This is a genomic window from Streptomyces sp. NRRL B-1140 (assembly GCF_001280065.1).
Classification (GTDB): Bacteria; Actinomycetota; Actinomycetes; order Streptomycetales; family Streptomycetaceae; genus Streptomyces.
The window spans coordinates 464,912-489,919 of the sequence record NZ_LGEA01000102.1 but is presented as its reverse complement, the minus strand read 5'-3'; the positions used below and the strand labels follow the sequence as shown (position 1 = coordinate 489,919).

The window sequence follows — 25,008 nt, the reverse complement described above, 5'->3', positions numbered from 1 at the left end:
CGCTCCGTGCGGGACGCTCGCAAGTGGCGACACCCTGACGAGGAGGCACCAAGTGGTCGACGCGGATCAGACATTCGTCATCGTCGGAGGCGGACTGGCCGGCGCCAAGGCGGCCGAGACGCTCCGCGCGGAGGGCTTCACCGGCCGCGTGATACTGATCTGCGACGAACGCGACCACCCCTACGAGCGTCCGCCCCTGTCCAAGGGCTACCTCCTCGGCAAGGAACAACGCGACAGCGTCTTCGTGCACGAACCGGCCTGGTACGCGGCCCACGACATCGAGCTCCACCTCGGCCAGACCGTCGACGCCGTCGACCGCGCGGCCAAGACGGTCCGCTTCGGCGAGGACGGCACCCTCGTCCGCTACGACAAGCTGCTCCTGGCGACCGGCGCCGAGCCCCGCCGCCTGGACATCCCGGGCACGGACCTGGCCGGCGTGCACCATCTGCGCCGCCTCGCCCACGCCGAGCGCCTCAAACACGTCCTGACCAACCTCGGCCGGGACAACGGACACCTCGTCATCGCCGGTGCCGGCTGGATCGGCCTGGAGGTCGCGGCGGCGGCCCGCGAGTACGGCGCGGAGGTCACGGTCGTCGAGCACGGGCCGACCCCGCTGCACGGCGTGCTGGGCCCGGAGCTCGGCGGGCTCTTCGCCGAGCTGCACCGCGAGCACGGGGTGCGGTTCCACTTCGGCAGGCGGCTGACGGAGATCGTCGGCCAGGACGGCATGGTCCTCGCGGCCCGCACCGACGACGGCGAGGAGCACCCGGCGCACGACGTGCTGGCGGCGATCGGCGCGGCCCCGCGGGTCGCCCTCGCGGAGGCGGCCGGACTGGAGATCGCCGACCGGGCGCAGGGCGGTGGCATCGTGGTCGACGAGCGGCTGCGCACCTCCGACCCCGACATCTACGCGGCCGGCGACGCGGCCTCCTTCCACCACGCCCTGTTCGCCACGAGCCTGCGGGTGGAGCACTGGGCCAACGCCCTGAACGGCGGCCCGGCGGCCGCGCGCTCCATGCTGGGCCGGGAGGTGACGTACGACCGGGTGCCCTACTTCTTCTCCGACCAGTACGACCTGGGGATGGAGTACTCCGGCTGGGCACCCGCGGGCACCTACGACCAGGTGGTGATCCGCGGGGACGCCGGGAAGCGCGAGTTCATCGCGTTCTGGGTGAAGGACGGCCGGGTGCTGGCCGGGATGAACGTGAACGTGTGGGACGTCACGGACAAGATCCAGCGCCTGATCCGTTCCAGGGCGAGGGTGAACACGGAATCCCTGGCGGACCCGCACGTCCCGCTGGAGAGCCTCGCCTCATAGCCGCCAGGGCTGTCAGGAGTGTCGGTCCGCCGCCGTAGACTTCACGCGTGGCAGGACGGATCAACGACGAGGACGTGAAGGCGGTACGGGACGCGGTCCCGATCGACGCCGTGGTGTCCGAGTACCTCCAGCTGCGCAACGCGGGCGGCGGAAACCTCAAGGGTCTCTGCCCCTTCCACGACGAGAAGTCACCGTCCTTCCAGGTCAGCCCGAGCAAGGGGTTCTTCCACTGCTTCGGTTGCCAGGAGGGCGGCGACACCATCACGTTCGTGATGAAGATCGACCACCTCTCCTTCTCGGAGGCGGTCGAGCGCCTGGCCGCCCAGGCGGGCATCACCCTGCGCTACGAGGAGGGCGGCTACAACCCCTCCCACCAGCGCGGCGAGCGGATCCGCCTGGTCGAGGCCCACAAGATCGCCGCCGACTGGTACGCGGAACAGCTCGCCACCAGCCCCGAGGCCGACACCGGCCGCCGGTTCCTCGCCGACCGCGGCTTCGACCAGGCCGCCGCCCAGCACTTCTCCGTCGGCTACAGCCCCCAGGGCTGGGACCACCTCACGCGCTTCCTGCGCGGCAAGGGCTTCACCGACAAGGAACTGCTCCTCTCCGGCCTCTCCCAGGAGGGCCGCCGCGGCCCCATCGACCGCTTCCGCGGACGCCTGATGTGGCCCATCCGCGACATCGGCGGCGACGTCGTCGGCTTCGGCGCCCGCAAGCTCTACGAGGCGGACAACGGCCCCAAGTACCTCAACACGCCCGAGACGGCGATCTACAAGAAGTCCCAGGTCCTGTACGGCATCGACCTGGCGAAGAAGGACATCGCCAAGGCGTCCCGCGCGGTCGTCGTCGAGGGCTACACCGACGTCATGGCCTGCCACCTCGCCGGTGTGACGACCGCCATCGCCACCTGTGGCACCGCCTTCGGCGGCGAGCACATCAAGATCCTCCGCCGACTGCTCATGGACAACGGCTCGGCCCGCGTCATCTTCACCTTCGACGGCGACGCCGCCGGCCAGAAGGCCGCCCTGCGTGCCTTCGAGGACGACCAGAAGTTCGCCGCGGAGACGTACATCGCCATCGCCCCGGACGGCATGGACCCCTGTGACCTGCGTCTGGTCAAGGGCGACGAGGCCGTCGCCGACCTGGTCGAGCCCCGCACCCCCCTGTTCGAGTTCGCGCTGCGCCAGATCGTGAGCCGCTACGACCTCGACACCCCGGCGGGCCGCGCCGCCGCCCTGGACGAGGCCGCCCCGATCGTCGCCCGCATCAAGAACAGCGGCGCCCAGCACGAGGTCGCCGTCCAGCTCGCGGGCATGCTCGGGATCCTCGACACCCAGTTCGTGGTCAAGCGCGTGGCCCAACTGGCCCGCTGGGCCCGCGACCGCGGCGGCAAGGGCCCTGCCCCGGAGCGGCACCCCGAGGGTCGGCAGTACGCCGCCCCGCCCCGGCCCGCCGCCCCCCGCGGCCCGGCCCTGAACCTCCGCAACCCCGTCTTCGCCACCGAACGGGAACTCCTCAAACTCGCCCTCCAGCGCCCCGAGTTGGTCTCCCCGGCCTTCGACGCGTACGGGATCGACGAGTTCACCGCCCCGCCCTACGCCGCCGTCCGCCAGGCCATCCAGGACGCGGGCGGCGCCGAACAGGGCGTCGCCGACCCCCAGGACTACCTGGTCCGGGTCCGCGAGGCCGCCCCGGACGACACGGTCCGCGCGACGGTGACGGAGCTCGCCGTCGAGGCGATCCTGCTGCACAAGGGCGTGAAGGGCGCCGACGAGGTGTATGCGGGCGCCCAGCTGGTGACGGTCCGCCGCCGGGCCGTGGAGCGTCGCATCCGCGACATCACGAGCCGGCTCACCCGCCTCGGAACGCACGGCGACCCCGCCGAGCTCGCCGCCGTGCAGAACGAACTGTGGGTCCTCCAGCAGTACGACCAGACCCTCCGGGAACACGGCGCCGCCGCGCTCTGACGTCACCACCCGGTCACGGACCGGAAGCAAAAAGTCATCGCACGCCCCTCGTGGCGACGATGTGTCTTACCCCACACTGGGTTGCGGTGCCTGAGTCCTCGGAGCGCGGCCGGTCCGTCACCCACGGGTCCCAGACCCCCGCGGTTCCGCTCATCGCGTACGGGACGGGAAGCGGCGAGGCCGACTCCGCCCCCGAAGTACCGCTGCCGTACTCCTTGGCAGCGATCATCCTGGAGGTCGCCCCCGTGCAGACCCAGACCCTCACCCAGACCGACGCCGGTGCCGACGACGCCGCGCCGGACGCGGAGGCCGACGCCCTGTCAGGGGTCCCGGCGCAGAGCCGCGCCGCGCACCACCCTGAGTCGGGGCCGGAGCCGGAGGAGCCGCCCGCCGAGGCCATCGAGGCGTCGGAACCGGTCGAAGCAGTCGAACCCCCGCCGGTCCGCACCGAGTCCGGCAGCCCCTCCTCGGACCTGTTCCGCCAGTACCTGCGGGAGATCGGCCGCATCCCCCTGCTCACCGCCGCCGAGGAGGTCGAACTCGCCCGCCGCGTCGAGGCCGGCCTGTTCGCGGAGGAGAAGCTGCGCCTCACCCCCGACCTGGACAGCCAGCTCGCCCTCGACCTGGACCGGCTCGTCGTCATGGGCCGCATGGCCAAGCGCCGCCTGATCGAGGCCAACCTGCGCCTGGTCGTCTCGGTCGCCAAGCGCTACGTCGGCCGCGGTCTGACGATGCTCGACCTCGTCCAGGAGGGCAACCTCGGCCTGATCCGGGCCGTCGAGAAGTTCGACTACGCCCGCGGCTACAAGTTCTCCACGTACGCGACCTGGTGGATCCGCCAGGCCATGTCCCGCGCCCTGGCCGACCAGGCCCGCACGATACGGGTCCCCGTCCACGTCGTGGAGCTCATCAACCGGGTCGTCCGCGTGCAGCGCCGCATGCTCCAGGAGCGGGGCTACGAGCCGACGCCCGAGGAGGTCGCGGCCCACCTGGACCTGCAGCCGGAGCGGGTCAGCGAGGTCCTGCGCCTCGCCCAGGAGCCGGTGTCGCTGCACGCGCCCGTCGGGGAGGAGGACGACGTCGCCCTCGGCGACCTCATCGAGGACGGCGACGCGGCCTCCCCCGTCGAGTCGGCGGCCTTCCTGCTGCTCAGGGAGCACCTGGAGGCGGTCCTGTCGACCCTGGGCGAGCGGGAGCGGAAGGTCGTCCAACTCCGCTACGGCCTGGCGGACGGCCGCCCCCGCACCCTGGAGGAGATTGGCAGGATCTTCGGTGTCACCAGGGAACGCATAAGGCAGATCGAGTCGAAGACCCTCAACAAGCTGAGGGACCACGCCTTCGCGGATCAGCTGCGGGGCTATCTGGACTGATGCCGAGTGCGGGTCCGGCCCAAGGGGCGCGGGGAACTGCGCGACCGGCCCCCACCGGCCCGCAGCCGCCCCACGACACCACTCGGCACCCCCGAATGCGACTCAGTCGACCTCGGCGACGGCCTGCGCGAACTGCGCCTTGTACAGCCGCGCATACGCGCCGTCCGCCGCCAGCAGCTCCTCGTGCGCCCCCTGTTCGACGATGGACCCGTTCTCCATGACGAGGATCGTGTCCGCGTCCCGGATCGTCGACAGGCGGTGCGCGATGACGAACGAGGTCCGCCCATGAGCCAGTTTGGCCATCGCCTTCTGGATCAGCACCTCCGTCCGCGTGTCCACCGAACTCGTCGCCTCGTCCAGCACCAGGATCACCGGGTCGGACAGGAACGCCCGGGCGATGGTGATGAGCTGCTTCTCACCCGCGCTCACCCCCGTGCCCTCGTCGTCGATCACCGTGTCGTACCCGTCCGGCAGCGTCCGCACGAACCGGTCCGCGTGCGCCGCCCGGGCCGCCTCCTCGATCTCCCCGCGGGTGACCTCCCGGGAGGCGCCGTACGCGATGTTCTCCGCGATCGTGCCGCCGAACAGCCAGGTGTCCTGCAGCACCATGCCGATCCCGGCCCGCAGTTCGTCCCGGGACATCCGCGCGATGTCGACGCCGTCGAGGGTGATGCGCCCGCCGGTGACGTCGTAGAACCGCATCAGCAGATTCACCAGCGTCGTCTTGCCGGCGCCGGTCGGGCCGACGATGGCGACCGTGTGCCCGGGCTCGACCTTCAGTGACAGGTCCTCGATGAGCGGCTTGTCGGGGTCGTAGCGGAACGACACGTGCTCCAGCGCCACCTGCCCGCGCAGCTCCTCCGGACGCACACCCGGCACCGGGTCCGCCTCCTGCTCCTCCGCGTCCAGCAGTTCGAAGACCCGCTCCGCCGAGGCCACACCGGACTGCACCAGGTTCGCCATGGACGCCACCTGCGTCAGCGGCATGGAGAACTGGCGCGAGTACTGGATGAAGGCCTGCACATCGCCGATCGACAGCGAGCCGGAGGCGACCCGCAGCCCGCCGACCACCGCCACCAGCACGTAGTTCAGGTTCGACACGAACATCATCAGCGGCTGCATGACCCCGCTGTTGAACTGCGCCTTGAACCCCGCCTCGTACAGCGCGTCGTTCTGCTCGGCGAACTGCCGCGCCGACTCCTCCTGCCGCCCGAACACCTTCACCAGGGCATGCCCGGTGTACATCTCCTCGATGTGGGCGTTCAGCTTGCCCGTCGAGCGCCACTGCTGCACGAAGTGCGGCTGCGACCGCTTGCCCACCCGCGTGGCCACGACGAACGACAGCGGCACGGTCACCAGCGCGACCAGCGCCAGGATCCAGGAGACGTAGAACATCATCGCGAGCACGCCGATGATGGTCAGCACCGAGTTGATGAGCTGCCCCATCGACTGCTGGAGGGTCTGCCCGATGTTGTCGATGTCGTTCGTCGCCCGGGACAGCACCTCACCGCGCTGGCGCTGGTCGAAGTACGACAGCGGAAGCCGCGACAGCTTCGTCTGCACGTCCTCACGCATCCGGAACATGGTCCGGTTCACGGCCCGGTTCACCAGCCGCGTCGCGACCGCCATCAGCAGCCCGGCCACCGTGAACACGCCCAGCGCCAGCAGCAGTACGTGCCCGACGGCCGTGAAGTCGATGCCCTCGCCCGGGGTGAAGTCGGTGCTGCGCAGCATGTCGGCGACGTCGCCGTCCCCGCGCTGCCGCATGGAGTCGAGGACCTGCTCCTTGGACGCCCCCTCCGGCATGCCCCGGCCGACGATGCCCGCGAAGACCAGGTCGGTGGCCTTGCCGAGGATCTTCGGCCCGACGACGTTCAGGCCGACGCTGAGCACCACGCACAGCAGCAGCACGTAGATGGTGACCCGCTCCGGCCGGAACCGCGCGACGAGCCGTTTGCCCGACCCCTTGAAGTCGAGCGAGCGCTGGTCGGGGCCGCCCCCGGCCATCATCCGCCCCATGGGCCCCGCCATCAGGCAGCCTCCGCTTCCGTGAGCTGGGAGAGCACGATCTCCCGGTAGGTCTCGTTGTCCGCCATCAGCTCGTGGTGCCGGCCGGTGCCGACGACCCGGCCCTCGTCGAGGACGACGATCCGGTCGGCGTCCCGGATGGTGGCCACCCGCTGCGCGACGATCACCACGGTCGCCTCGGCGGTCTCCTCGGTGAGCGCGGCCCGCAACGCGGCGTCCGTGGCGTAGTCGAGCGCGGAGAAGGAGTCGTCGAAGAGGTAGATCTCGGGCCGCTGCACCAGCGTCCGGGCGATCGCGAGCCGCTGGCGCTGACCACCGGAGACGTTCGTCCCGCCCTGCGAGATCGGCGAGTCGAGGCCGCCCTCCAGCCGCTCCACGAAGTCCTTGGCCTGCGCCACCTCCAGCGCGTGCCACAGCTCCTCGTCGGTGGCGTCGGGATTGCCGTAGCGCAGGTTGGTCGCCACCGTCCCCGCGAACAGGTACGGCTTCTGCGGCACCATCCCGACGGTCTTCGCGAGCAGCTGCGGATCGATCTCCGCCACCTCGACCCCGTCGACGAGCACCTGCCCCTCGGTCGCGTCGAACAGCCGCGGCACCAGCCCGAGCAGGGTGGACTTGCCGCTGCCGGTCGAGCCGATGACGGCGGTCGTCTCACCCGGCCGGGCCACCAGGTCCACGGCGCGCAGCACCGGCTCCTCGGCACCCGGATAGCGGAAGCCCGCCCCGCGGATCTCCAGGTGCCCGTGCCGGCGCAGCTCGCGCACCGGCGCCGACGGCGGCACCACGCTGGAGGAGGTGTCCAGCACCTCGCTGATGCGCTCGGCGCACACCTCCGCGCGCGGCACCATCATGAACATGAAGGTGGCCATCATCACGGCCATGACGATCTGCATCAGATAGGCGAGGAACGCCGTCAGGTCGCCGATCTGCATCCCGCCGCTGTCGATCCGGTGCGCCCCGAACCACACCACGGCGATCGACGACAGGTTCACCACCGTCATGACGATCGGGAACATCAGCGCGAGCAGGTTGCCGGTGCCCAGCGCGAAGTCGGTGAGATCGGTGTTGGCCTTCCGGAAGCGCTGCTGCTCGTACTCGTCCCGGACGAAGGCGCGGATCACACGGTTGCCGGTGATCTGCTCGCGCAGCACCTGGTTCACCGAGTCCAGCCGCTCCTGCATCGCCCGGAACAGCGGCCGCAGCCGCCGCACGATCAGCGTCACGCAGATGCCCAGCACCGGTACGACCGCCACCAGCACCCCGGACAACGGCACATCCAGACCGAGCGCCAGCACGATGCCGCCCACGCACATGATCGGCGCCGACACCAGCAGCGTGAACGTCATCAGCGCCAGCATCTGCACTTGCTGGACGTCGTTCGTCGTCCGCGTGATCAGCGACGGCGCCCCGAAGTGACCGACCTCACGCGCGGAGAACGACTGCACCCGGTCGAACACGGACGCCCGCAGGTCCCGCCCCAGCGCCGACGCCGTACGGGCCCCGTAGTACACGGCGCCGATGTTGCACACGACCTGGACAAGCGAGATGCCGATCATCAGGCCGCCGTAGCCCAGGATGTAGCCGGTGTCGCCGTTCACGACCCCCTGGTCGATGATGTCCGCGTTCAGCGTGGGCAGGTAGAGCGTGGCGCAGGTCTGCAGGAACTGCAGCAGCACCAGGAGAGCGATGGGTCTCTTGTAGGGCCTGAGATAGGTCCGCAGAAGTCGTATGAGCACGCTGCTTCTCTCGGAGTGGACGACGGGGCGAGTGGTTGCCCCTGGCCCCTATCGTCGAACACTCCACCCGCGTTACCTCAACCGAATTAACCCAACAGGCGGTCAAAGCCCTCAGAGGGCGCCGGGATGCGTCTGCTCCCGCACTGCCACGAACTGCTGCCGCACCGCCTGCCCCACGGCCAGCTCGTCCCCGGGCTCCAGCACCTGCGCCACCGCGCCCTGCCAGGCCGGCGGGTTGCGCACGTCGAGCGTGCCCTGCGAGGCACCCAGCGCCCAGGCCGCCTGGCGGGCGGCGCCGATCGCCGCGTAGTCCGCGGGCTGCGGCACCACGACCTGCGTCCCGAACAGCATGGGCGCCGCGGCTTGCACGGCGGGCAGTTCCGCGGCCGGCCCGAGCAGGAACACCCGCCGCACCTCCACACCCCGCCCGCGCAGCACGTCCAGCGCGTCCGCGAGCCCGCACAGCATCCCCTCGAACGCGGCCCGCGCCAGGTGCTCCGCCTTCATCGACTCGCGCCGGAGCCCGGCCAGGGTCCCGGCGGTGTGCGGCAGGTTCGGGGTCCGCTCGCCCTCCAGATAGGGCAGCAGCACCAGTCCGTGCGACCCGGGCGTCGACTTCATGGCCAGGTCGGACAGGCTCTCCAGATCCGGCAGCCCCAGCAGCTCGGCCGCCCCGCGCAGCGTCCGTACGGCGTTCAGGGTGGTGACGACGGGCAGGTGCATGCCGGTCGCGTCCGCCAGCGCGGTGATCATCCCGGACCCGTCGACCAGCGCCTCGGGATGCACGGCCATCACGGACCCGGACGCGCCCAGCGACACCACCGCGTCACCGAGGCCGATGCCGAGACCGAACGCCGCCGCCATGGTCTCGCCGGTCCCCACGGAGATCAGCAGCCCCTCCGGCGTCGTACCGGCCGCGTCGGCGGGGCCGATCACCTCCGGCAGCATCACCTGGTGGCCCAGCGCCAGCTCCACGAGGTCGGGCCGGTAACCACCGGTCGCCGCGGACCAGTAGCCGGTGCCGGACGCGCCGCCCCGGTCGGTGGTTCTCCTGACCGGCCGGCCCAGCAGCTGCCACACCAGCCAGTCGTGCGCCTGGAGCAGGATCGCGGTGCGCTGCGCGTTCTCCGGTTCGGTCCGGGCCAGCCAGCGCAGCTTCGTCACCGGCTGCGCGGCCTGCGGCACACAGCCCACCGCCTGCGCCCACGCCTCGCGCCCCCCGAGCGCGTCGATCAGGTCGGCCGCGGCGACCTGCGTCCGCTTGTCACCGCCGACCATGGCGGGCCGCACGGTGTTGCCCTGCGCGTCCAGCGGCACGACGGCGTTCTGCTGCGCCGAGACGCCGATCGCCTGCACACCTTCCAGCAGCCCGCCGCCCGCGGCCTCGCCCAGGGAGAGCAGCCAGGCCTGCGGATCGACGTCGGACGGCCGGCCGCCGCCCTCGGGGCTCTCCACCGGATGCGGTGCATATCCCTGCCTGAGCACGGCTCCGGAGTCCGTGTCACAGACGACGATACGAGTGAAATCGGGTGAACTGTCCAACCCGGCGACTATCCCCATGGCCAAAATTCTGCCGCACGCTCCGCCGAGGTCGGGCCGTGGGCGCCGCGGGGTGTGTCGCCGGGTTTCGGGTGCGGGCTTCGTCGTGGTCGTTCGCGCAGTTCCCCGCGCCCCTGTCGGGGCGCGGGCGTGCTCGGCATCAGAGGGTCACGTGTTGGTCGTGCCCCAGTCGTCCTCGCCGCCGTTGTGGGTGGCGCGGTCGCGCAGGTGGCGGACGCGCTCCGCCACCGATTCGGGGACTCGGTCGCCGACCTTGTCGCTCACCACGTGGTACGCCTTGCCCGCGAACTCACGGCCCTGGTGGGCCGCCGTCTCCGCGGTGTTGCGCACGGCGGGGTTCTGCGCGAACTGCCGGGCTGACTTCTTCAACTGTTCGTAGCGCTCGCGTCCGGCCCTCGTGCCCAGCACGTAACCCAGGACGACTCCGGCGACGAACGTGAGCCGGTAACGCATCGCGGCCACCCTTCCCTTGCGTAGGTCTCCTGTGCGGCGTCGGCGCCGGGGAGTACCGATTGGCGAAGCACCCCCCTGCTTGCGCTAATGTATGTGTCGCAGCGAACGCGCGCCCCCTGGCGGATACCCAGGTAGGTGCGTTCGATGCAAACGAGACCTTCCTCGGTAGCTCAATTGGCAGAGCAGCCGGCTGTTAACCGGCAGGTTACTGGTTCGAGTCCAGTCCGGGGAGCTCGGTCCTCCGTAGCTCAATTGGCAGAGCAGCCGGCTGTTAACCGGCAGGTTACTGGTTCGAGTCCAGTCGGGGGAGCAGGTCGGAGAAGGACCCCTCGCAGGGGTCCTTTTTCATGTCCGTATCCCTGTCCCGGGAACCGCGCGGCACCGGGCGCAGTCCTCAAGGTCACGTAGGCCGTGCGAAGCCGCCCAGCCGAAGCAGGAGATCGTATGAGCGGCTATGCTGCGGCAGACGGCGCGCACACATGTACGCGACACGCCGCTATGGGGCGGTAGCTCAGCCGGTTAGAGCAGCGGACTCATAATCCGTCGGCCGTGGGTTCGAGTCCCACCCGCCCCACCTGCGCAGGCGCCTGACCTGCGGAAACGTTCATTTTGTCCTGCCAGATCGTCAGTTTTGCCTGGACGGAATGAATCCACTGCGCGTGAGTTTGACCCCGTTGGCTCGGTCGGGTCGGCGGGTGGGTGCGGGGACCGTCTGACTGAGGGGCGAGTCGGGACGCGAAACGACCCGTACTGGCAACGGCCCGGAAGGGGCCGACAGGCATGGCGGGACGGGCCGGCCTGAGTGGGCGGCTGCCGCTCAGGCGTGACGTGATCCGCTGTCCGGGCGCCGGGCGCCGGGGCGTAGGCGGGAGAGTCGGCCCGGCTCCGCTCACGGACCGGGCGGCCGAAGCGGTCGCCGGCGCTTACCGGCGACTGGCCGCCGAGCCGGCCATCCGTGACGAGGTCCGCCGCCTGCGCCTGCTGTGCGCCGCGCCATCGGCGAGCAGTGCCGCTCGAAGAACTCCGACAGCCTCATGCCGAGTTACGGCGCTTGGTCCGCCATGTCCCCGAAGGGGATCCGCGTGATCGGCTGCTCGGCATGGCCGGCCGACTGGCTCAACCTCCGCCACGGCCTCGGTACCAGGCCCGCCCCTGGCACCCCGGGAACGCGACGTCCTGGCGCAGGTGGCACTGGGCTGCAGCAACGCCGAAGCCGGTCGCAAGCTCTCGCTGCTGCCCGAAACGGGGGTGGTCGCCCGCACGTCGATCGACGTTGCCTCCTCAAGGTGGGGGTAGTGGCCCCGCGGGCCGATGGGCATCCAGCCATCGCCCGAGGACCTGCCTCACCGCCACCCGCACTGGTCGTCCCGCGACCGACGCGCGCGTTTGTCAGGAGCCTGCAGCCACGCTCACGGTCAGATGCCTGTGCAATGAGGCAGGCCGTGCCCTTCTCAGGTGTGGCGCGGGCGAGGCAGCAAGGCGAACGCGCTCTCCGCGATCGAGGTCAGGCGGTCGGGACTGTGGCCGTACGCGCCTACGACATCGGTCCCGCGGATGATGGTCAGTAGAAGGTACGCAAGGTCGTCGGGATCCGCGTCGGGGTCGATGTCGCCGTTGCGCTGTGCCGCTTGCACACACTCGGCCACCGCCGCGCGGACCACGGAGAAGCAGTCGTTGGCCAGGCGTTTCACCTCGGCGTCGGAGGCGCCGATCTCCAGGGCCATCTTGGCGGCGAAGCAGGCCGCCCCCGCCCGGTCGGAGGCGGGGGGTACGTCCGCGGCGAGTGGTACCCCGTGGACGGCGCGGAGCAAGTACTGGTGCAGTCGTTCCAGGGCGCCCTCGTCCGGTCCGTCGAGCATCTTGCGCGGACCCTGCGCCAGCCGGGCGAAGTAGCCGGCCATCGCCTCCAGCAGCACGCCGTGCTTGCCGTCGAACGCGCCGTAGAGACTGCCGCGGCCCAGGCCGGTGGCGGCACTGATGTCGTCGACGCTCGTGCCGTTGTAGCCCGAGGTGCGGAACTGGCGCTCGGCGGCATGGAGGACGTGGTCGCGGTCGAAGCTTCGTGGTCTCGCCATACAAAGACCGTAAAGCCGACTCACCCTTCTTGACAACTCAGTACAGAACTGCCTAGGTTTCGGACTGTTCAGTAAACAACCGTCCTGAGCTCGCCGGACAGGCTTGGTTCGGGCTTGCAGGACCGGTGCGGACCCAGTCGGCCTGAGCGCAGGCGACCCGCGCAGCACCCGGCGAAGTCATGACCACAACCGAAGGAACCACCATGCAGACAGCTCCCCGAGTGGCCCTCGTGACGGGCGCCTCCGCCGGGATCGGGCGGGCGGCGGCGCTCGCCCTGGTGGGCGCCGGCTTCGCGGTGGTCGGCACGAGCCGCAACGCGGTGTGGTCAGCCGCACGTCCCAGCCAGGGGTGTACGCGGGGGCCGTGCGGGCGTACGTCGGGGACGGGAAACCGCAGCGGTACATGAACTCGGTGCGGGTGCCGGAGCCGACGCGGTTCTTCGTCCTGCCCGCCGAATCGTTCGCGAACTTCATGCACGAGCGGTTTCCGATGGCGGTCCATCTCCTGGAGGGGCTCTTCCTCGGCGCGCAGACCTTTCAGCGGGCCGTCGGGCAGCACGAACGGCTGCTGGCGCTGGGCTCGTTGTCAGCGGGTCTCACCCATGATCGCGACGGCCGCCGCCGAGCAGGAAATCCTGCAGACTGCCATCGAGTGCCTCACCTACACGGTCGAGACCGAGCTGTCGATGTCCGAGATCGAGGACTCCACCACCCGTATCTCGCACCTCGTCGACGCCGCCAAGCAGTACTCGCAGCTGGACCGCGCGCCCTACCAGGTCGCCGATGTCCACGAACTCCTCGACAGCACGCTGCCGATGCTGTCGGGCAAGATCGGGCCACAGGTCAAGGTCGTGAAGGAGTACGACCGTTCGGTGCCGAGGATTCCGGCCTACCCGGCCGAGCTGAACCAGGTGTGGACCAACCTGATCGACAACGCGGTCTTCGCCATCAAGAGTGCGGGCGGCGAAGGGACGTTGACCGTACGCACCGCTGTGGTGCACGACCGGCTGTTGGTGGAGTTCCGCGACACGGGCCCGGGAGTGCCGGCCGAGATCCGCGGCCGGATCTTCGACCCGTTCTTCACCACCAAGCCGGTGGGCGAGGGCACCGGGCTGGGGCTCGACATCTCTTGGCGGATCGTCGTCAACAAGCACCACGGTGACCTGAAAGTCGAGTCCGTACCCGGCGACACCCGCTTCCAGGTGCTGCTCCCCCTCACCGCCACCGACCCTGACATCGAGCCCGACACCGTCTCCGACCCGGCCCAGGAGCCCTCATGACCAAGGACTCCAGAGCGCAGGCGGTGCTCTCTGAGACAGGACACTTCGGGCGACCGCACCTCTTTGCGCCTGAGCAACTTCACAGACAAAAGAAATGAGGAGATTGCCTGTATTGCGGCATTCTCCTCACCTGAAAGGACAGAACCATGGAACGCAACGAGTCTCCCGACGCGACGTACGCGAGAACCTGGAGCAACGGCCGCGGCGAGGTGCGGTTTTTCACCCGGGCCGATGGCTCGCGGCTGCGCTACTACACGGTGGGCACCGGCCGTGCCCTCGTTCTGATGCACACCGTGCGCGGCCAGCTCGACTACTTCCAGCGGGTGATCCCGTTGTTGTGGGATCACTACACGGTCTACGCGCTGGATCTGCCCGGGATGGGATGGTCCGACATCGTCCCCGGCGCACAGTACGAGGAGCCGCAACTGCGGGCCGCGGTCGTCGAATTCGTCCGCGGACTGGACCTTCACGACGTCACCCTGTCGGGCGAATCACTCGGCGGCGCCCTGTCCCTGTCGGCATCGATCGACCTGAAGGACCGGGTCAGCCGCGTCGTGGCGTTCAACAGCTACGACTACCCCCAGGGCGGCGAACGCGGAAACTGGATCGCCCGCGTCATCATCTCCAGCGTGCGGATGCCCGTGCTGGGCCCCCTCTTCGCCCCCCTCGAGCCGCGGCCCATCTTCCGGGTGATTCTGCAGGGCGGCTACGTCGACAAGACCCGGCTGCCCGAGGACTTCATCACCGAGCTACTGAGGAGCGGCCGCCGCAAGGGCTACGCCAAGGTGTCCCGAGGAATCTTCCGCAGCCTCAGGGGATTCGACCGGGCCCGCGAGCGCTACCCGCGCGTGTCGGCACCCGTCACCCTCGTCTACAGCGAGAACGACTGGTCCCGTCCCGCCGAGCGGGACCGCGTGGCCAGCGCGCTGGCGGACGTCCACCGCATCACCGTGCCGCGCACCGGCCACTTCTCCGCCTTGGAGCGTCCCGACGAGATGGCGCGGATCCTGCTCGACGCGGCCTGACCTGACCCGGCAGCTATCGGCACCCGCCGCCCATCCCCGTCAGGACATGAGGAAGTGCCATGACTCAGGCCGTCCCCCACCTCGTCAACCGCCTTGTCATCGACACCGACGACTCCTTCGATGACGTCCGTCGGCGCTACGAATCGCTGGTACCCGCCATCGATTTCGCCGAACTCGTCGAAGTGATCGCAACAGGTGACCTCGCGCGGGTGCAGGCATACACCGCCGACCACACCCCCCCATTCCTTCGCCGTCTTCTGGACCCTGGACCCGATGCCGGTGATGCGGCTTTCGGGACATCAACACCGCGCCGTCACCTACATGATGGGAAACAACGTCATCGCGGAAACCGCGTTCCGGCACGACCCCGGCATCATCCTGTACGCCCCGCTGCGCACCGCGATCTACGAGGCCGCCTCCGGACACGTGCAGTTCAGCATCGACCAACCGTCGAGCAAATTCGCCAGCTTCGGCGATCCCCGCATTGCCGAGGTCGGAGCACAACTCGACGCCAAAGTCGCTGAACTGCTCCGCCTCATGGCACTGCCGGTACCACCGGAGCTGATCACCGCCTGACCCTTGGCACTTCAGCACCGCTTCGCTGTCTGACCTGGTCAGAGGCATGCCCGCCGACGCAGCCTGCTCGGGTAGGACCGCCCCATTGCTGCGGGGGTCCCCACAACCGTGCGGGCCCGTTGTCCGAGCACAAGGCTCAGGCGAACTGCCCTGGGGCGGGGCGCCGAGTTCGGCCATGTCGCCTTCGCCGGCGCCGGGCTGAATGACACGCGGTGCAGAGGCTCACTGCGCTGCGGACTGACAAGGTCCTCGGAGGCGGCCACGGGCCCGAAGCCGTCGAGCGGTTCGGGCTGCTGCCCGGCGGCATGGTCACCGCATGGCGTCGTGGCGGCGGGTGGTGTACGTGAACGCCGCCCTCGCTGCCCCCCTGATCGGTGCATTGCTGCTGCTGTTGTGGTGAGCGAGGGTCGACCCGCCGTACTTGACAACTTAGTACAGAACCGCCTAGGTTTCTGACTGTTCAGTACACAATGGTCCTGAGCTCACCGGACAGGCTGCGTGCGCGCCTGGCGTTGCGATGCCCTCTAGGCCGACGAGGCACGGTCTGATCCTCGCGATCTTGGCGAAGGCGTTCATCGACGTACTGGATCTGTACATCACGAACGACCCCAGCAAACCGGGGCCGGACTCTTCACAACAGCCCAAGACGGTCGCCGCCCACATCCTGCGCTTCCTGAACAGCTGCCCCCTCCAACCACCCAGAACTCGAAGGATTGACCGAACCATGACTGATCAGGAAAGCCAGGAGGCCGTGGCTGCGGCGACTCCTCCGTACGCGAGCGACGCTCTGCCCGAGGGGACCGTCGACGCGGTGGTGATCGGCGGGGGCGCCGCGGGGCTGAACGGTGCACTGATCCTCGCCCGCTCCCGCCGTTCGGTCGTCGTGATCGACAGCGGCTCCCCGCGCAACGCGCCCGCCGAGGCAGTGCACGGCCTCATCGCCCTGGACGGCACCCCGCCGTCCGAGATCCTTCGGCGGGGCCGGGAGCAGGTGCGCCAGTACGGCGGACGTGTCGTGTTCGGTGAGGTGGTCTCGGCCGACTCCGCCGCCCCGTCGGTGGACGGGGACCTGAGGTTCACCGTCACCCTGGCCGACGGCCGCAGCGTCACCGCCCGCCGCATCCTGGTGGCCACCGGCCTGAAGGATGTGCTGCCCGAGGTGCCCGGGCTCGCCGGGCACTGGGGACACGGTGTGGTGCACTGCCCGTACTGCCACGGCTGGGAGGTGCGCGACGAGCCCATCGGCATCCTCGCCACCGGCACGGCGTCCATCGGTCACGCGTATCTGTTCCGTCAGCTGACCGAGGACCTGACCTACTTCACCCACGGCACCGACCTGGACGAGGACACCCGCGCCCGCTTCGCCGCCCGCGGCATCCGCGTCATCGACACCCCGGTCACCGAGGTCGTCGACGACGCCGACGGTGCCCTCGCCGGAGTGCGCCTGGCCGACGGCCAGGTCGTGGCCCGCCGCGTCCTCGCGGTCGCCCCGCAGACGCAGGCCCGCACCCATGGCCTGGAAGGCCTGGGCCTGCCGGTGCAGGACCTGCCGACGGGCCGCACTTTCGCCTCCGGTATCGACGGCACCACAGAGGTGCCGGGTGTGTGGGTGGCCGGCAACGTCACCGATCCGGTCGCCCAGGTCGGGGCCTCCGCAGCAGCCGGCGCGCTGGCCGGCATCGACATCAACAAGGTGCTGGCCGTCGCGGACACCGACGCGGCCCTCCAGGGGATCGCCGAGGGAAGCCCACTTGGGGTCACGGAATGATCTTGAAGCCCGGAGATCTCAGCCCGTCACCCGCTTGTCGCACGGGCAGTCAAGTGATTCCGCTCGTCCGTCCCGTCCCCCTCAGGAGCTACTGATGTCCTTCCTTGTGAACACCCCCGTGGAGAAGATGACCGGGCCGTACGCGCGGCGCTGGTGGGCGCTGCTCGTGCTGTGCCTGAGCCTGCTGATCACGGTGATGGCGAACACGTCACTGATCGTCGCCGCCCCTGACATGACCACCGACCTGGGCCTGAGCAGCAGTGATCTGCAGTGGGTCGTCGACAGCTACACCGTTCCGTACGCGGCGCTGATGCTGGTGCTGGGCGCGATCGGCGACAAGTACAGCCGGCGCGGCGCGCTGGTGCTGGGCCTGCTGATCTTCGCCGGCGGTTCGGTGATGGGGAGCCTGGTCGACGAGACCTCGCTGGTCATCGTGGCCCGCGCGATCATGGGTGTCGGTGCCGCGGTCGTGATGCCGGCCACGCTGTCCCTGGTGGTCGCGACCTTCCCCCGGAGCGAGCGGGCCAAGGCCATCACCGCCTGGGCCGCGACCTCCGGGGTGGCGGTAGCCGTCGGCCCGCTGGTCTCCGGCTGGCTGCTGGAGGACCACGCCTGGGGCTCGACCTTCCTGATCAACGTGCCGTTCGCCGTCCTCGCCGTGTTCGGCGCGCTCGCCCTGGTACCGCCGTCCAAGGCGGAGGGCATGGGCCGGATCGACTACGTCGGTGGTCTGCTGTCGATCGTGACCGTCGGCTCCCTGATCTACGCCGCCATCGAAGGCCCGCACGCCGGCTGGGGCATCGGCCCTGTCACGGCCGCCGTGATCGCCGGTGTCGGTCTGGTCGCTTTCATCGCCTGGGAGCTGCGCCACCCGCATCCGATGCTGAACGTCCGGATGTTCGCGCTGCGGCCCTTCAGCGGCTCGATGCTCGCGGTGCTGTTCTTCTTCTTCGGCATGTTCGCCGTGATCTACTACTCGACGCAGTTCCTGCAGTTCGTCCTCGGCTACGGCGCCCTGGACACGGGTGTACGGCTGTTGCCGCTGGGCGGTGCGGTGTTCCTCGGGTCCGCGGTGACCGGGGTGCTCGCCCCGAAGCTGGGGGTGAGGGTGATGGCCGTGACCGGCTTGACCGTCGGCACGGCGGGCATGTTCCTGCTCACCCAGATCGACAAAGGGTCGACGTACGGGGACTTCCTGGTGCCGCTGATGATGCTGGGCCTCGCGCTCGGTCTGGCCATCTCCCCGGCGACCGACACGATCATGGGCTCCTTCCCCGAGTCCGAGCTGGGCGTCGGCGGCGGTGTCAACGACACCGCGCTGGAGCTGGGCGGGGCGCTGGGGATCGCGGTGCTGGGCTCGCTGCTGGGCGCGGCCTACCGGGACGAGCTGACCGACCTGGTGGGCAACCGGCTCCCGGCGGAGGCGATGGAGACCGCCAAGGACTCGGTGGGCGCCGGCCTGGCCGTCGCGCAGCGGGTTGCGCAGGATCCCTCCGCCGGGCCCCAGCAGGCCCAGGCCGCCGTGGACGCCGTCCACCAGGCCTTCGCCCACGGAGTCGCCCAGACCAGCCTCATCGGCGGGATCATCATGGCTGCCGGAACTTTGATCGTCCTCGCGGTCCTGCCGGGTCGGCGCGGGTTCGCGAGGAAGAGCGCCGAGCCGGGGGCCGGGACGGCGGTGAGCGAGGCGGCGACTGTGCGGGAGCACACCGGGTCCCCCCGCTAGACCGCCGACGGGGCGGTCCACCGGATCGACGGGGACGCGCCCGCCTGCCGGAGCGAGTGGCACCGCCTTCGCCGGACCACCCGCCAGGCGCGTCGGCCAAGATCCCGGCGGCGCGAGACGCGCAGGGCGCGGGCCTCGTCCACGGTCCGCGTCCACGCATATCCCTCGGGGCCGGCGCCGGCTATGCGCGGTGGAAGGCGAATCCGCTGCTCGCGCGTCCAGGGCCCATTGCCGAGCTGGAGCGATCGCGCGGAAGCCGGGCTTGACTTGTCCGTCCAGGACGCCTTCTGGACGCAGGTTGGACACAAGGATCGGAAAAGACTGACAGGGGCCGAGAAGGACTGAGTCACCAAACCGCGTCTGAGCTGGGAAAACGGCCAAGATGAGCAATGGTCGACGAGGGGCGCCAAGATCCGCAAAGGACTAGGCGCCATGCCCGACTTGACCGGAATCGGCGTCCAGAATTTGCATTTCGCGTCGGCGTCGCGCTGGTCTCCGCCGGCTCGCCCGGTGGCCGGAAGTGGCCCATGGGGACGCCCCGACTTCCCTCGCGTGGTCTGTTTGTGATCGATGGCCACGCCAATGTTGGTGATGTATCTTGGTTACATACATTGTGGATGTTGGAGGTGTCCGATGTCCGTCACGCAGATTGATCTCGACGACGAGGCGCTGGCCGAGGCCATGCGACTCATGGGCGTCACGACGAAGAAGGAGACCGTCAACGCGGCCCTTCGGGACTACGTGGCGCGGATCAAGCGGCTTGAGGCTGCGGAGAAGCTGGCCGCGCGGGGTGCGCGTGGAGAGTTCGAGCAGGCCGCGGCGGCGCATGACGCGGAGAAGCGTGCGCGACGCGAGGCCTTCGAGTGATCACGTATCTGGTGGACACCTCGGCTCTGTGGCACCTGTTTCGCACCCCAGGCGCATTGCAGCCCTGGGAGGGACATATCGCAGCCGGGGTGTTCCATCTCTGCGAGCCGACACGTGCCGAATTTCTCTACTCGGCAACCAGCCCGTCCCACCGGGATGAGCTCGCAGAGGAACTGGACACGCTCTGCATGCCCTCTCCGGTTCCGACGAACGCCTGGCGTTGGATCGACACCGCCCAGTACAAACTGACCCAGCAGGGCCAGCATCGGGCGGCTCGGGCGATCGATCTGTTGGTATGTGCGACAGCTGTACACCATGGGCACACCGTTCTCCACGTGGATAACGACTTCGTGACGGCGGCCGGAGTCCTTAAGGAAGTGCAGCAGCGAGACGCACGAGCCTGATCTCCTGAGGCAGGATCACGTCTGTCGGCTTCCGGCCTCGGTGATCGATGTCTCCGGGGCGCATCAGCGGTTTTCCACTACACCGGCAGTAAAACGCGGAGCTATCCCCGCGTACGCGGGGCCGAGGGTCAGATTGAACAGCTCTTGACCTATTCCCCGGCTGGGCCGTCACGATAGCGGTCGCGGTTGGGCTGGCTGAACTACTTGTCGTGCGGTTGGACACAAGGATCGGAAAAGACTGACAAGAGCCGAGAAGGAATGGCGCGCCAAACCGCGTTTGACCTGGGAAAACGGCCAAGATGAGCAATGATCGACAAGGGTCGCCAAGATCTTCAAAGGACTCGTAATCCGTCGGCCGTGGGTTCGAGACCCACCCGCCCCACCTTTGCAGGCCTCTGAACTGCGCAAACGTGCCTTCAGTGCCTCTGAGTCGCCCACTCGGCCCCGAAGGCAAGATCCAGGCGACGCACAGGGGACGCGAGGAAACGGGGCGGACTCGCAGGCCGGACCGACTGCCCATACGCCCTCGCGCTCGAGCTCGATGATCCCGGCTTCCATCACGGCGTGCTGTCCGATCCCGTGAAACCGGCCGGCACACCCTCGAACGGCAGGGGATATTCGGGGCGAACCGAGCAGCGACCGGCCCTGGTCACGAATCGGTGATCATGGCTGCTGGACAGCGGGGGGTGGTGCTACAGTCACCCAGCCTTTCGGTCTCCAGTTCGAGGGGGGCCTCGACGGCCGAGGGGGGAAGAAGGGGGTGTCCCTTGTCGGGACGACGTTTGCGTAACTTCGGTGTGGTCGCGGGGGCTGCCGCCGTACTTACGATCGCCACCGCTACGGGGGCTTGGGCCAACTGGAGCAAGTCTCCTTTCAGCCTGGTCCAGGGGACCACTTCCCAGCAGTGGGTCGATGAGAAGTACAACGAGTTCCACTTCACCGGCTGCGACCAGGCGGGGACCTCGAACAGCGTCGATGTGGCGCTGTGGCAGCAGATAGACTGGGGCAACGACGTAAAGCACGACACATCGACGCTCACCAACTGCTTCAAGGGGTCCGGCTACACGAGCACGGCCACTGAGTCAGGTCTGCCGTACGACAGCTACTACCTCGAGATCACCAAGCTCGGTTCAGGGTGCGGAGCTTGCACGGGTGCCGCCGACAAGGTCAGCGTAGACACGACCCAGGCTGACTGATCCTGCCGGGCCGCCGCACGGCGTGCGGCGGCCCGGGCTTGTTCTCCCAACGAGGGTTCATGCGCTTCTCCTCTGCTCTTCGCACGCATCCAGCCGTGCTGGCCTTCCCCGTGATCGGGCTTTTCTTCGCCTTCGTCTTCCTCACGAGTACCCGGCATATCGAGCGGCTCATCGCCGTTCCGTGGCCCGCGCAGGTGGCGTCGTATGCCGTGCATGCCCCGCTCCCGATGGCCGCTGCCGCTGTCGCGGGCCTGGCCGCGGTGGAGGCGACGAGACTGCGAGCCCTCGGCACCTGGGAGTTGGGGGCCGCGCGCTCCACCTGGCGCATCGCCGTCCAGCCCATCCTCATCGCCGTGCTGTCCCTGTCGGTCCTCACCGCAGGCGTCACGGCTGGTGGGCTGTGGGTGGTCGGAGTCCTTCCCGACCTGTACGTGCTGCACCTGATGGCGATCGTCGTCGTACTGCTCACCGCGCACGCCGTCATCGGCTTCGTCATAGGGCGCCGATTCCATGCGCTGTACGCCGCGCCACTCGTAGCCGTGCTGGTGTTCATCGGCATCAGCTTCCCGCTGGGGACGGACAGTTACTGGGCGCACCATGTCACCGGGTCCATCGCCTGGCTGGGGTTCGGCCAAGCGTACTCGCCGGCCATGACGGCGGCCGCACTTCTGCCGACGGTCTGTCTGGCCGTTGCCTGTGTCGTCCTGGCGGCGCCCCGGCGTATCCGCGTCTCCTCCGTCGCCCTGTCCCTTGTGATCGCGGTCAGTGGCCTGCTTTGCGCCTACGGCATTACCAGGGACTGGCGTTCGATCGCTCCTGCCGCCAACGGCCTCGCCCCCATTACCTGTGAGGGGGACATGCCTGAGGTCTGCCTGCCGACAGCCGGTGCCGAGCACATCGAGCAGATTCAGGCCCAACTCGCCGAGATGATCGGCCAATTGCAGACCAAGGGCGTGATCATCGAAAGGCCCGTCCGCATCACCGACCTCACCGTGGCCGATGCTCGGCAACTCGACACGAGGGGGGGACACTGGGCACTCGACCTCGTGCCCGGCAACGCGGACAAGGTGCTCCGGGAGAACATCGCCATCGCCGTCGTCGGGATTCCCTGCGCGAAACCGGACTGGAACGCTCTGCACTACAACACCCTCTGGACCGCCCGGACGATAGGTGTGGAGAGCGAGTACCTCGCCTGGCTGTCCCGTGAGACCCAGCAGTTCAGTCAAGGGCAGAGCCGCGGACAGCTCGTTGCCGCGATGGACAGAGTGAACAAGCTTCCCTTGAAGGAGCAGAAGGCCTGGTACGCCGAGCAGCTGCGCCATGCCTGCGGGGCAGGTAGCCGAACATGATCTGGTGGCTGCGCCAGCGAGGGGGCCTGGGGCTGTTGCCCGCTGCCCTGGTGGCCTTCGTCCTGAGCGTCGTACTCACCTCGAACGTGGTCCTCGTCTTCCCCGCCTTCCTGGGGGACTACGCAGTACCGACAGAGCTCAGCAACTTCCTCTGCCTCATCCCCTCCGTCGCTTTGGTCGTCTGCCTGGAACGGCGGCTGCCCGCGATGGAGCGGTCCGCCGTCCGTAGGCTCGACGCGAGGGACATCACGCTGGTTGTCGGTTTCGCCCTGCTCGTGTCCGCGGTGGCCATGGCGATCTCTCCGCTCGGCCGGGAAGCGATGTGGACAGCCGCGCGCAACAACCTGCTCTTCTGCGGACTCGCCCTGGGTGCTTGGCCACTGCTCGGACACCGGGCCACCCTGCTCCCCGTCTTCTGGATGATCCACTCCATGTTCCTCGGTGGCCGGAGTCTCAACGACCCCTACCCCTGGGTGATCGTCACGGAAGAAGCCCATGTCGCACATGCCGCCGCAGGCGCCGCCGCTGTCTTCCTGGCCGGAGTTCTCTCCCTCATCTGTTTCGCACCAAGGACCGACCGATGACTGTGCTGCTCGACCGTGTGACCTTCAGCTACCACCGCTGGATTCGCCCTGTCCTGTCCCGCTTCACCTACGAGGTCCCCGGGGAAGGCCTGACGATCCTGCTCGGCCCCAACGGGGCGGGCAAGTCCACCACGATGGCACTGCTCGCGGGCACGGTCGAGCCGAAGGCGGGCAGGGTTCTGTTCAGCGGCACGGACCTGACCTCCGCCAGCCGTGAATACCGCCGCCACGTGGCCTGGCTGCCTCAGCGGGTGCCCACCTCGCGGCAGCTGACCGCCCGCGAGTACGTGGCGTACGTCGCCTGGTTGAAGGGTGAGAGCCGCCCCCGGGCCTGGGAGCGCGCCGCAGCCGCCCTCGACCAGGTCGGCCTCGCCGATCACGCAGGCCGAAAGACGGCCAGGCTCTCAGGGGGACAACTCCGTCGTGTCGGCATCGCCTGTGCCCTCGCCCACGACGCGCGCGTCATCCTGCTGGACGAGCCGACGGCCGGGCTCGACCCTCACCAGCGCACGGTCTTCCGTGACGTGCTGCGGGAGGTCGCGGCGAAGACGCCGGTACTCATGTCGACGCATGACATCGCCGACTTGGCCGACGAAGCCGACACCGTCACCCTCATGGACGGCGGCCGGGTTCTCCACCACGGCGGGACGCAGAGCTTCCTGGACCACGCACGCCCTGACGCCGTACCGGCGCGCCGGGCCGAGTCGGCGTACTCCGTCCTCATGCGACTGGACGGTTCGCAGTGACGTCGCAGCGCCGTTGTTCCGTGCACGCGGGAGCCTCCGGGCGGGACTTCTGTGTGCCACGCAGGCCCGTGCACACCCACCACTTCTGACCCAGCCGGCGAAGCACAACCGGATCCAGCATCTGCCGCGCCAGGACGGGAACCGACCGACCAGGGGCTCACCGCAGCAGGAGCTGGGCGATCGCGACGACGCCGACCGTGACGATGACCGCGCGCAGTGCCGGCGGCGGGAGGCGTCTGCCGACTTTGGCGCCGATCTGACCGCCGAGGGCGGAGCCGACGGCGATCAGCAGCACGGCCGTCCAGTCGAACTCGGCGACGAAGAGGAAGAAGCAGGCGGCGACGCCGTTGACGACGGCGCCGAGGATGTTCTTGACAGCGTTGACGCGTTGCAGATCCTCGTCCAGGAACAGGCCCATCAGGGAGAGGTACAGCACGCCCTGGGCGGCGCCGAAGTAGCCGCCGTACACACTCGCCAGGAGCAGTCCGACCAGGAGCACCGGCCCGCCGTGCGGGTGGCCGGCGGTGCCGTCGTCCTCGCGGCGACGCCGTACGACCTCGGCGAGGCGGGGCTGGAGCAGGACGAGGACCAGGGCGAGGGCGATCAGCACCGGGACGAACGTGTCGAACGCCTCGGAGGGCAGCGCGAGCAGCAGCACGGCGCCGCCGAGCCCGCCGACGAGAGCGGTCACACCGAGGACGAGCGCGCGGCGGCCCTGTCCGCGCAGTTCGGCGCGGTAGCCGATGGCTCCGCTGACGGAGCCGGGGACGAGGCCGAGGGCGTTGGAGACGTTGGCGGTGACAGGTGGCAGCCCGATGGCGAGCAGCACCGGGAAGGTGATCAGGGTGCCGGAGCCCACGATGGTGTTGATCGTGCCGGCGGCCGTGCCGGCTGCGAAGACCGCCAGTGCTTCCCAGATGGACAACGCCATCTCCTCACAAGGCTCGGTGTGTCGCCTCCCCGCCTCACCGCACGCGGTC

General features: G+C 69.2%; 20 protein-coding genes, 3 tRNA genes and 1 pseudogene. 18 read left to right on the top strand and 6 right to left on the bottom strand.

The features are described from left to right. The first annotated feature begins 52 nt into the window (after window positions 1-52). The 3 genes from ADK65_RS23010 (at window position 53) to ADK65_RS23000 (ending at window position 4,655) form a co-directional block, all read left to right on the top strand. Window positions 53-1,318, top strand: coding sequence for an NAD(P)/FAD-dependent oxidoreductase (locus tag ADK65_RS23010; protein WP_053672231.1), 1,266 nt, complete (start codon window positions 53-55; stop codon window positions 1,316-1,318). A gap of 47 nt (window positions 1,319-1,365) precedes the next feature. Then, complete coding sequence (dnaG, locus tag ADK65_RS23005) at window positions 1,366-3,285, top strand: DNA primase (RefSeq protein WP_053672230.1); 1,920 nt, start codon at window positions 1,366-1,368, stop codon at window positions 3,283-3,285. A gap of 86 nt (window positions 3,286-3,371) precedes the next feature. Next, window positions 3,372-4,655, top strand: coding sequence for an RNA polymerase sigma factor (locus ADK65_RS23000; protein WP_053672229.1), 1,284 nt, complete (start codon window positions 3,372-3,374; stop codon window positions 4,653-4,655). 102 nt (window positions 4,656-4,757) lie between these two features. On the opposite strand, the gene ADK65_RS22995 is transcribed toward ADK65_RS23000, so the two are convergent. The 4 genes from ADK65_RS22995 to ADK65_RS22980 form a co-directional block, all read right to left on the bottom strand. Further along, window positions 4,758-6,686 (bottom strand): ABC transporter ATP-binding protein, encoded by a 1,929-nt coding sequence (locus ADK65_RS22995; protein WP_053672228.1) that lies wholly within the window; start codon window positions 6,684-6,686, stop codon window positions 4,758-4,760. Continuing rightward, window positions 6,686-8,419, bottom strand: a complete 1,734-nt coding sequence (locus ADK65_RS22990) for an ABC transporter ATP-binding protein (protein ID WP_053672227.1) — start codon at window positions 8,417-8,419, stop codon at window positions 6,686-6,688. The genes ADK65_RS22995 and ADK65_RS22990 overlap by 1 nt, the downstream gene beginning before the upstream one ends. 111 nt (window positions 8,420-8,530) lie before the next feature. Further along, window positions 8,531-9,979: a xylulokinase gene (locus ADK65_RS22985; RefSeq protein ID WP_053672226.1), complete on the bottom strand. Its 1,449-nt coding sequence runs from the start codon at window positions 9,977-9,979 to the stop codon at window positions 8,531-8,533. A 147-nt stretch (window positions 9,980-10,126) separates the two neighbouring features. Next, entirely contained in the window at window positions 10,127-10,432 is a 306-nt protein-coding gene (locus tag ADK65_RS22980; RefSeq protein ID WP_053672225.1) for a YtxH domain-containing protein, read from the bottom strand. Between the two features lie 159 nt (window positions 10,433-10,591). Here ADK65_RS22980 and ADK65_RS22975 point away from each other — a divergent pair. From ADK65_RS22975 to ADK65_RS22965, 3 genes are all read left to right on the top strand, one after another. After that, window positions 10,592-10,664, top strand: a tRNA-Asn gene (locus tag ADK65_RS22975). 5 nt (window positions 10,665-10,669) lie between these two features. Further along, window positions 10,670-10,742: transfer RNA gene (locus ADK65_RS22970), tRNA-Asn, on the top strand. A gap of 190 nt (window positions 10,743-10,932) precedes the next feature. Further along, window positions 10,933-11,006 (top strand) — tRNA-Ile (locus ADK65_RS22965). Window positions 11,007-11,883: 877 nt separating this feature from the next. On the opposite strand, the gene ADK65_RS22960 is transcribed toward ADK65_RS22965, so the two are convergent. Continuing rightward, window positions 11,884-12,507, bottom strand: a complete 624-nt coding sequence (locus ADK65_RS22960; protein ID WP_053672224.1) for a TetR/AcrR family transcriptional regulator — start codon at window positions 12,505-12,507, stop codon at window positions 11,884-11,886. Window positions 12,508-12,686: 179 nt separating this feature from the next. On the opposite strand from ADK65_RS22960, the gene ADK65_RS39970 reads away from it, so the two are divergent. The 12 genes and pseudogenes from ADK65_RS39970 to ADK65_RS22905 all read left to right on the top strand — a co-directional run bounded on the left by ADK65_RS39970 (window position 12,687) and on the right by ADK65_RS22905 (window position 24,028). Beyond that, window positions 12,687-12,914 (top strand): SDR family NAD(P)-dependent oxidoreductase, encoded by a 228-nt coding sequence (locus tag ADK65_RS39970; protein WP_420709065.1) that lies wholly within the window; start codon window positions 12,687-12,689, stop codon window positions 12,912-12,914. Further along, a pseudogene (locus ADK65_RS22955) lies at window positions 12,833-13,787 on the top strand (sensor histidine kinase); the annotation flags it as partial. The gene ADK65_RS39970 and the pseudogene ADK65_RS22955, both read left to right, overlap by 82 nt. 146 nt (window positions 13,788-13,933) lie before the next feature. Next, window positions 13,934-14,812, top strand: coding sequence for an alpha/beta fold hydrolase (locus ADK65_RS22950; protein WP_053672222.1), 879 nt, complete (start codon window positions 13,934-13,936; stop codon window positions 14,810-14,812). 273 nt (window positions 14,813-15,085) lie between these two features. Further along, window positions 15,086-15,388 carry a DUF302 domain-containing protein gene (locus ADK65_RS38925; protein ID WP_199825681.1) on the top strand — a complete coding sequence of 101 codons (303 nt, stop codon included), beginning with the start codon at window positions 15,086-15,088 and terminating at the stop codon, window positions 15,386-15,388. Between the two features lie 724 nt (window positions 15,389-16,112). Then, window positions 16,113-17,156: an NAD(P)/FAD-dependent oxidoreductase gene (locus ADK65_RS22940; protein WP_234352931.1), complete on the top strand. Its 1,044-nt coding sequence runs from the start codon at window positions 16,113-16,115 to the stop codon at window positions 17,154-17,156. Between the two features lie 94 nt (window positions 17,157-17,250). After that, the gene (locus ADK65_RS22935; protein ID WP_053672220.1) at window positions 17,251-18,882 is read left to right on the top strand and encodes an MFS transporter; all 1,632 of its coding nucleotides are present in this window, start codon (window positions 17,251-17,253) and stop codon (window positions 18,880-18,882) included. Window positions 18,883-19,515: 633 nt separating this feature from the next. Then, complete coding sequence (locus ADK65_RS22930) at window positions 19,516-19,749, top strand: type II toxin-antitoxin system VapB family antitoxin (protein ID WP_053672219.1); 234 nt, start codon at window positions 19,516-19,518, stop codon at window positions 19,747-19,749. Continuing rightward, window positions 19,746-20,153 carry a PIN domain nuclease gene (locus ADK65_RS22925; protein ID WP_053672218.1) on the top strand — a complete coding sequence of 136 codons (408 nt, stop codon included), beginning with the start codon at window positions 19,746-19,748 and terminating at the stop codon, window positions 20,151-20,153. Before ADK65_RS22930 ends, ADK65_RS22925 begins: the two co-directional genes overlap by 4 nt. A gap of 767 nt (window positions 20,154-20,920) precedes the next feature. Further along, the gene (locus ADK65_RS22920; protein ID WP_053672217.1) at window positions 20,921-21,349 is read left to right on the top strand and encodes a hypothetical protein; all 429 of its coding nucleotides are present in this window, start codon (window positions 20,921-20,923) and stop codon (window positions 21,347-21,349) included. Window positions 21,350-21,408: 59 nt separating this feature from the next. Beyond that, complete coding sequence (locus tag ADK65_RS22915) at window positions 21,409-22,698, top strand: DUF7224 domain-containing protein (RefSeq protein ID WP_053672216.1); 1,290 nt, start codon at window positions 21,409-21,411, stop codon at window positions 22,696-22,698. Beyond that, entirely contained in the window at window positions 22,695-23,282 is a 588-nt protein-coding gene (locus ADK65_RS22910; RefSeq protein WP_053672215.1) for a hypothetical protein, read from the top strand. The genes ADK65_RS22915 and ADK65_RS22910 overlap by 4 nt, the downstream gene beginning before the upstream one ends. Beyond that, window positions 23,279-24,028, top strand: a complete 750-nt coding sequence (locus tag ADK65_RS22905; protein ID WP_053672214.1) for an ATP-binding cassette domain-containing protein — start codon at window positions 23,279-23,281, stop codon at window positions 24,026-24,028. The genes ADK65_RS22910 and ADK65_RS22905 overlap by 4 nt, the downstream gene beginning before the upstream one ends. Before the next feature lie 157 nt (window positions 24,029-24,185). Here ADK65_RS22905 and ADK65_RS22900 read toward each other — a convergent pair whose 3' ends face one another. Further along, window positions 24,186-24,959, bottom strand: coding sequence for a sulfite exporter TauE/SafE family protein (locus ADK65_RS22900; protein WP_078956092.1), 774 nt, complete (start codon window positions 24,957-24,959; stop codon window positions 24,186-24,188). Between the last annotated feature and the right edge of the window lie 49 nt (window positions 24,960-25,008).

Coding starts and splice junctions, on each gene's coding strand:
- ADK65_RS22940 (WP_234352931.1), top strand. CDS start 16,113: ATGACTGATCAGGAAAGCCAGGAGGCCGTGGCTGCGGCGACTCCTCCG.
- ADK65_RS22960 (WP_053672224.1), bottom strand. CDS start 12,507: ATGGCGAGACCACGAAGCTTCGACCGCGACCACGTCCTCCATGCCGCC.
- ADK65_RS22985 (WP_053672226.1), bottom strand. CDS start 9,979: ATGGGGATAGTCGCCGGGTTGGACAGTTCACCCGATTTCACTCGTATC.
- ADK65_RS22930 (WP_053672219.1), top strand. CDS start 19,516: ATGTCCGTCACGCAGATTGATCTCGACGACGAGGCGCTGGCCGAGGCC.
- ADK65_RS38925 (WP_199825681.1), top strand. CDS start 15,086: ATGCCGGTGATGCGGCTTTCGGGACATCAACACCGCGCCGTCACCTAC.
- ADK65_RS22905 (WP_053672214.1), top strand. CDS start 23,279: ATGACTGTGCTGCTCGACCGTGTGACCTTCAGCTACCACCGCTGGATT.
- ADK65_RS22900 (WP_078956092.1), bottom strand. CDS start 24,959: ATGGCGTTGTCCATCTGGGAAGCACTGGCGGTCTTCGCAGCCGGCACG.
- ADK65_RS22980 (WP_053672225.1), bottom strand. CDS start 10,432: ATGCGTTACCGGCTCACGTTCGTCGCCGGAGTCGTCCTGGGTTACGTG.
- ADK65_RS22935 (WP_053672220.1), top strand. CDS start 17,251: ATGTCCTTCCTTGTGAACACCCCCGTGGAGAAGATGACCGGGCCGTAC.
- ADK65_RS22915 (WP_053672216.1), top strand. CDS start 21,409: ATGCGCTTCTCCTCTGCTCTTCGCACGCATCCAGCCGTGCTGGCCTTC.
- ADK65_RS22950 (WP_053672222.1), top strand. CDS start 13,934: ATGGAACGCAACGAGTCTCCCGACGCGACGTACGCGAGAACCTGGAGC.
- ADK65_RS39970 (WP_420709065.1), top strand. CDS start 12,687: ATGACCACAACCGAAGGAACCACCATGCAGACAGCTCCCCGAGTGGCC.
- ADK65_RS22910 (WP_053672215.1), top strand. CDS start 22,695: ATGATCTGGTGGCTGCGCCAGCGAGGGGGCCTGGGGCTGTTGCCCGCT.
- ADK65_RS22995 (WP_053672228.1), bottom strand. CDS start 6,686: ATGGCGGGGCCCATGGGGCGGATGATGGCCGGGGGCGGCCCCGACCAG.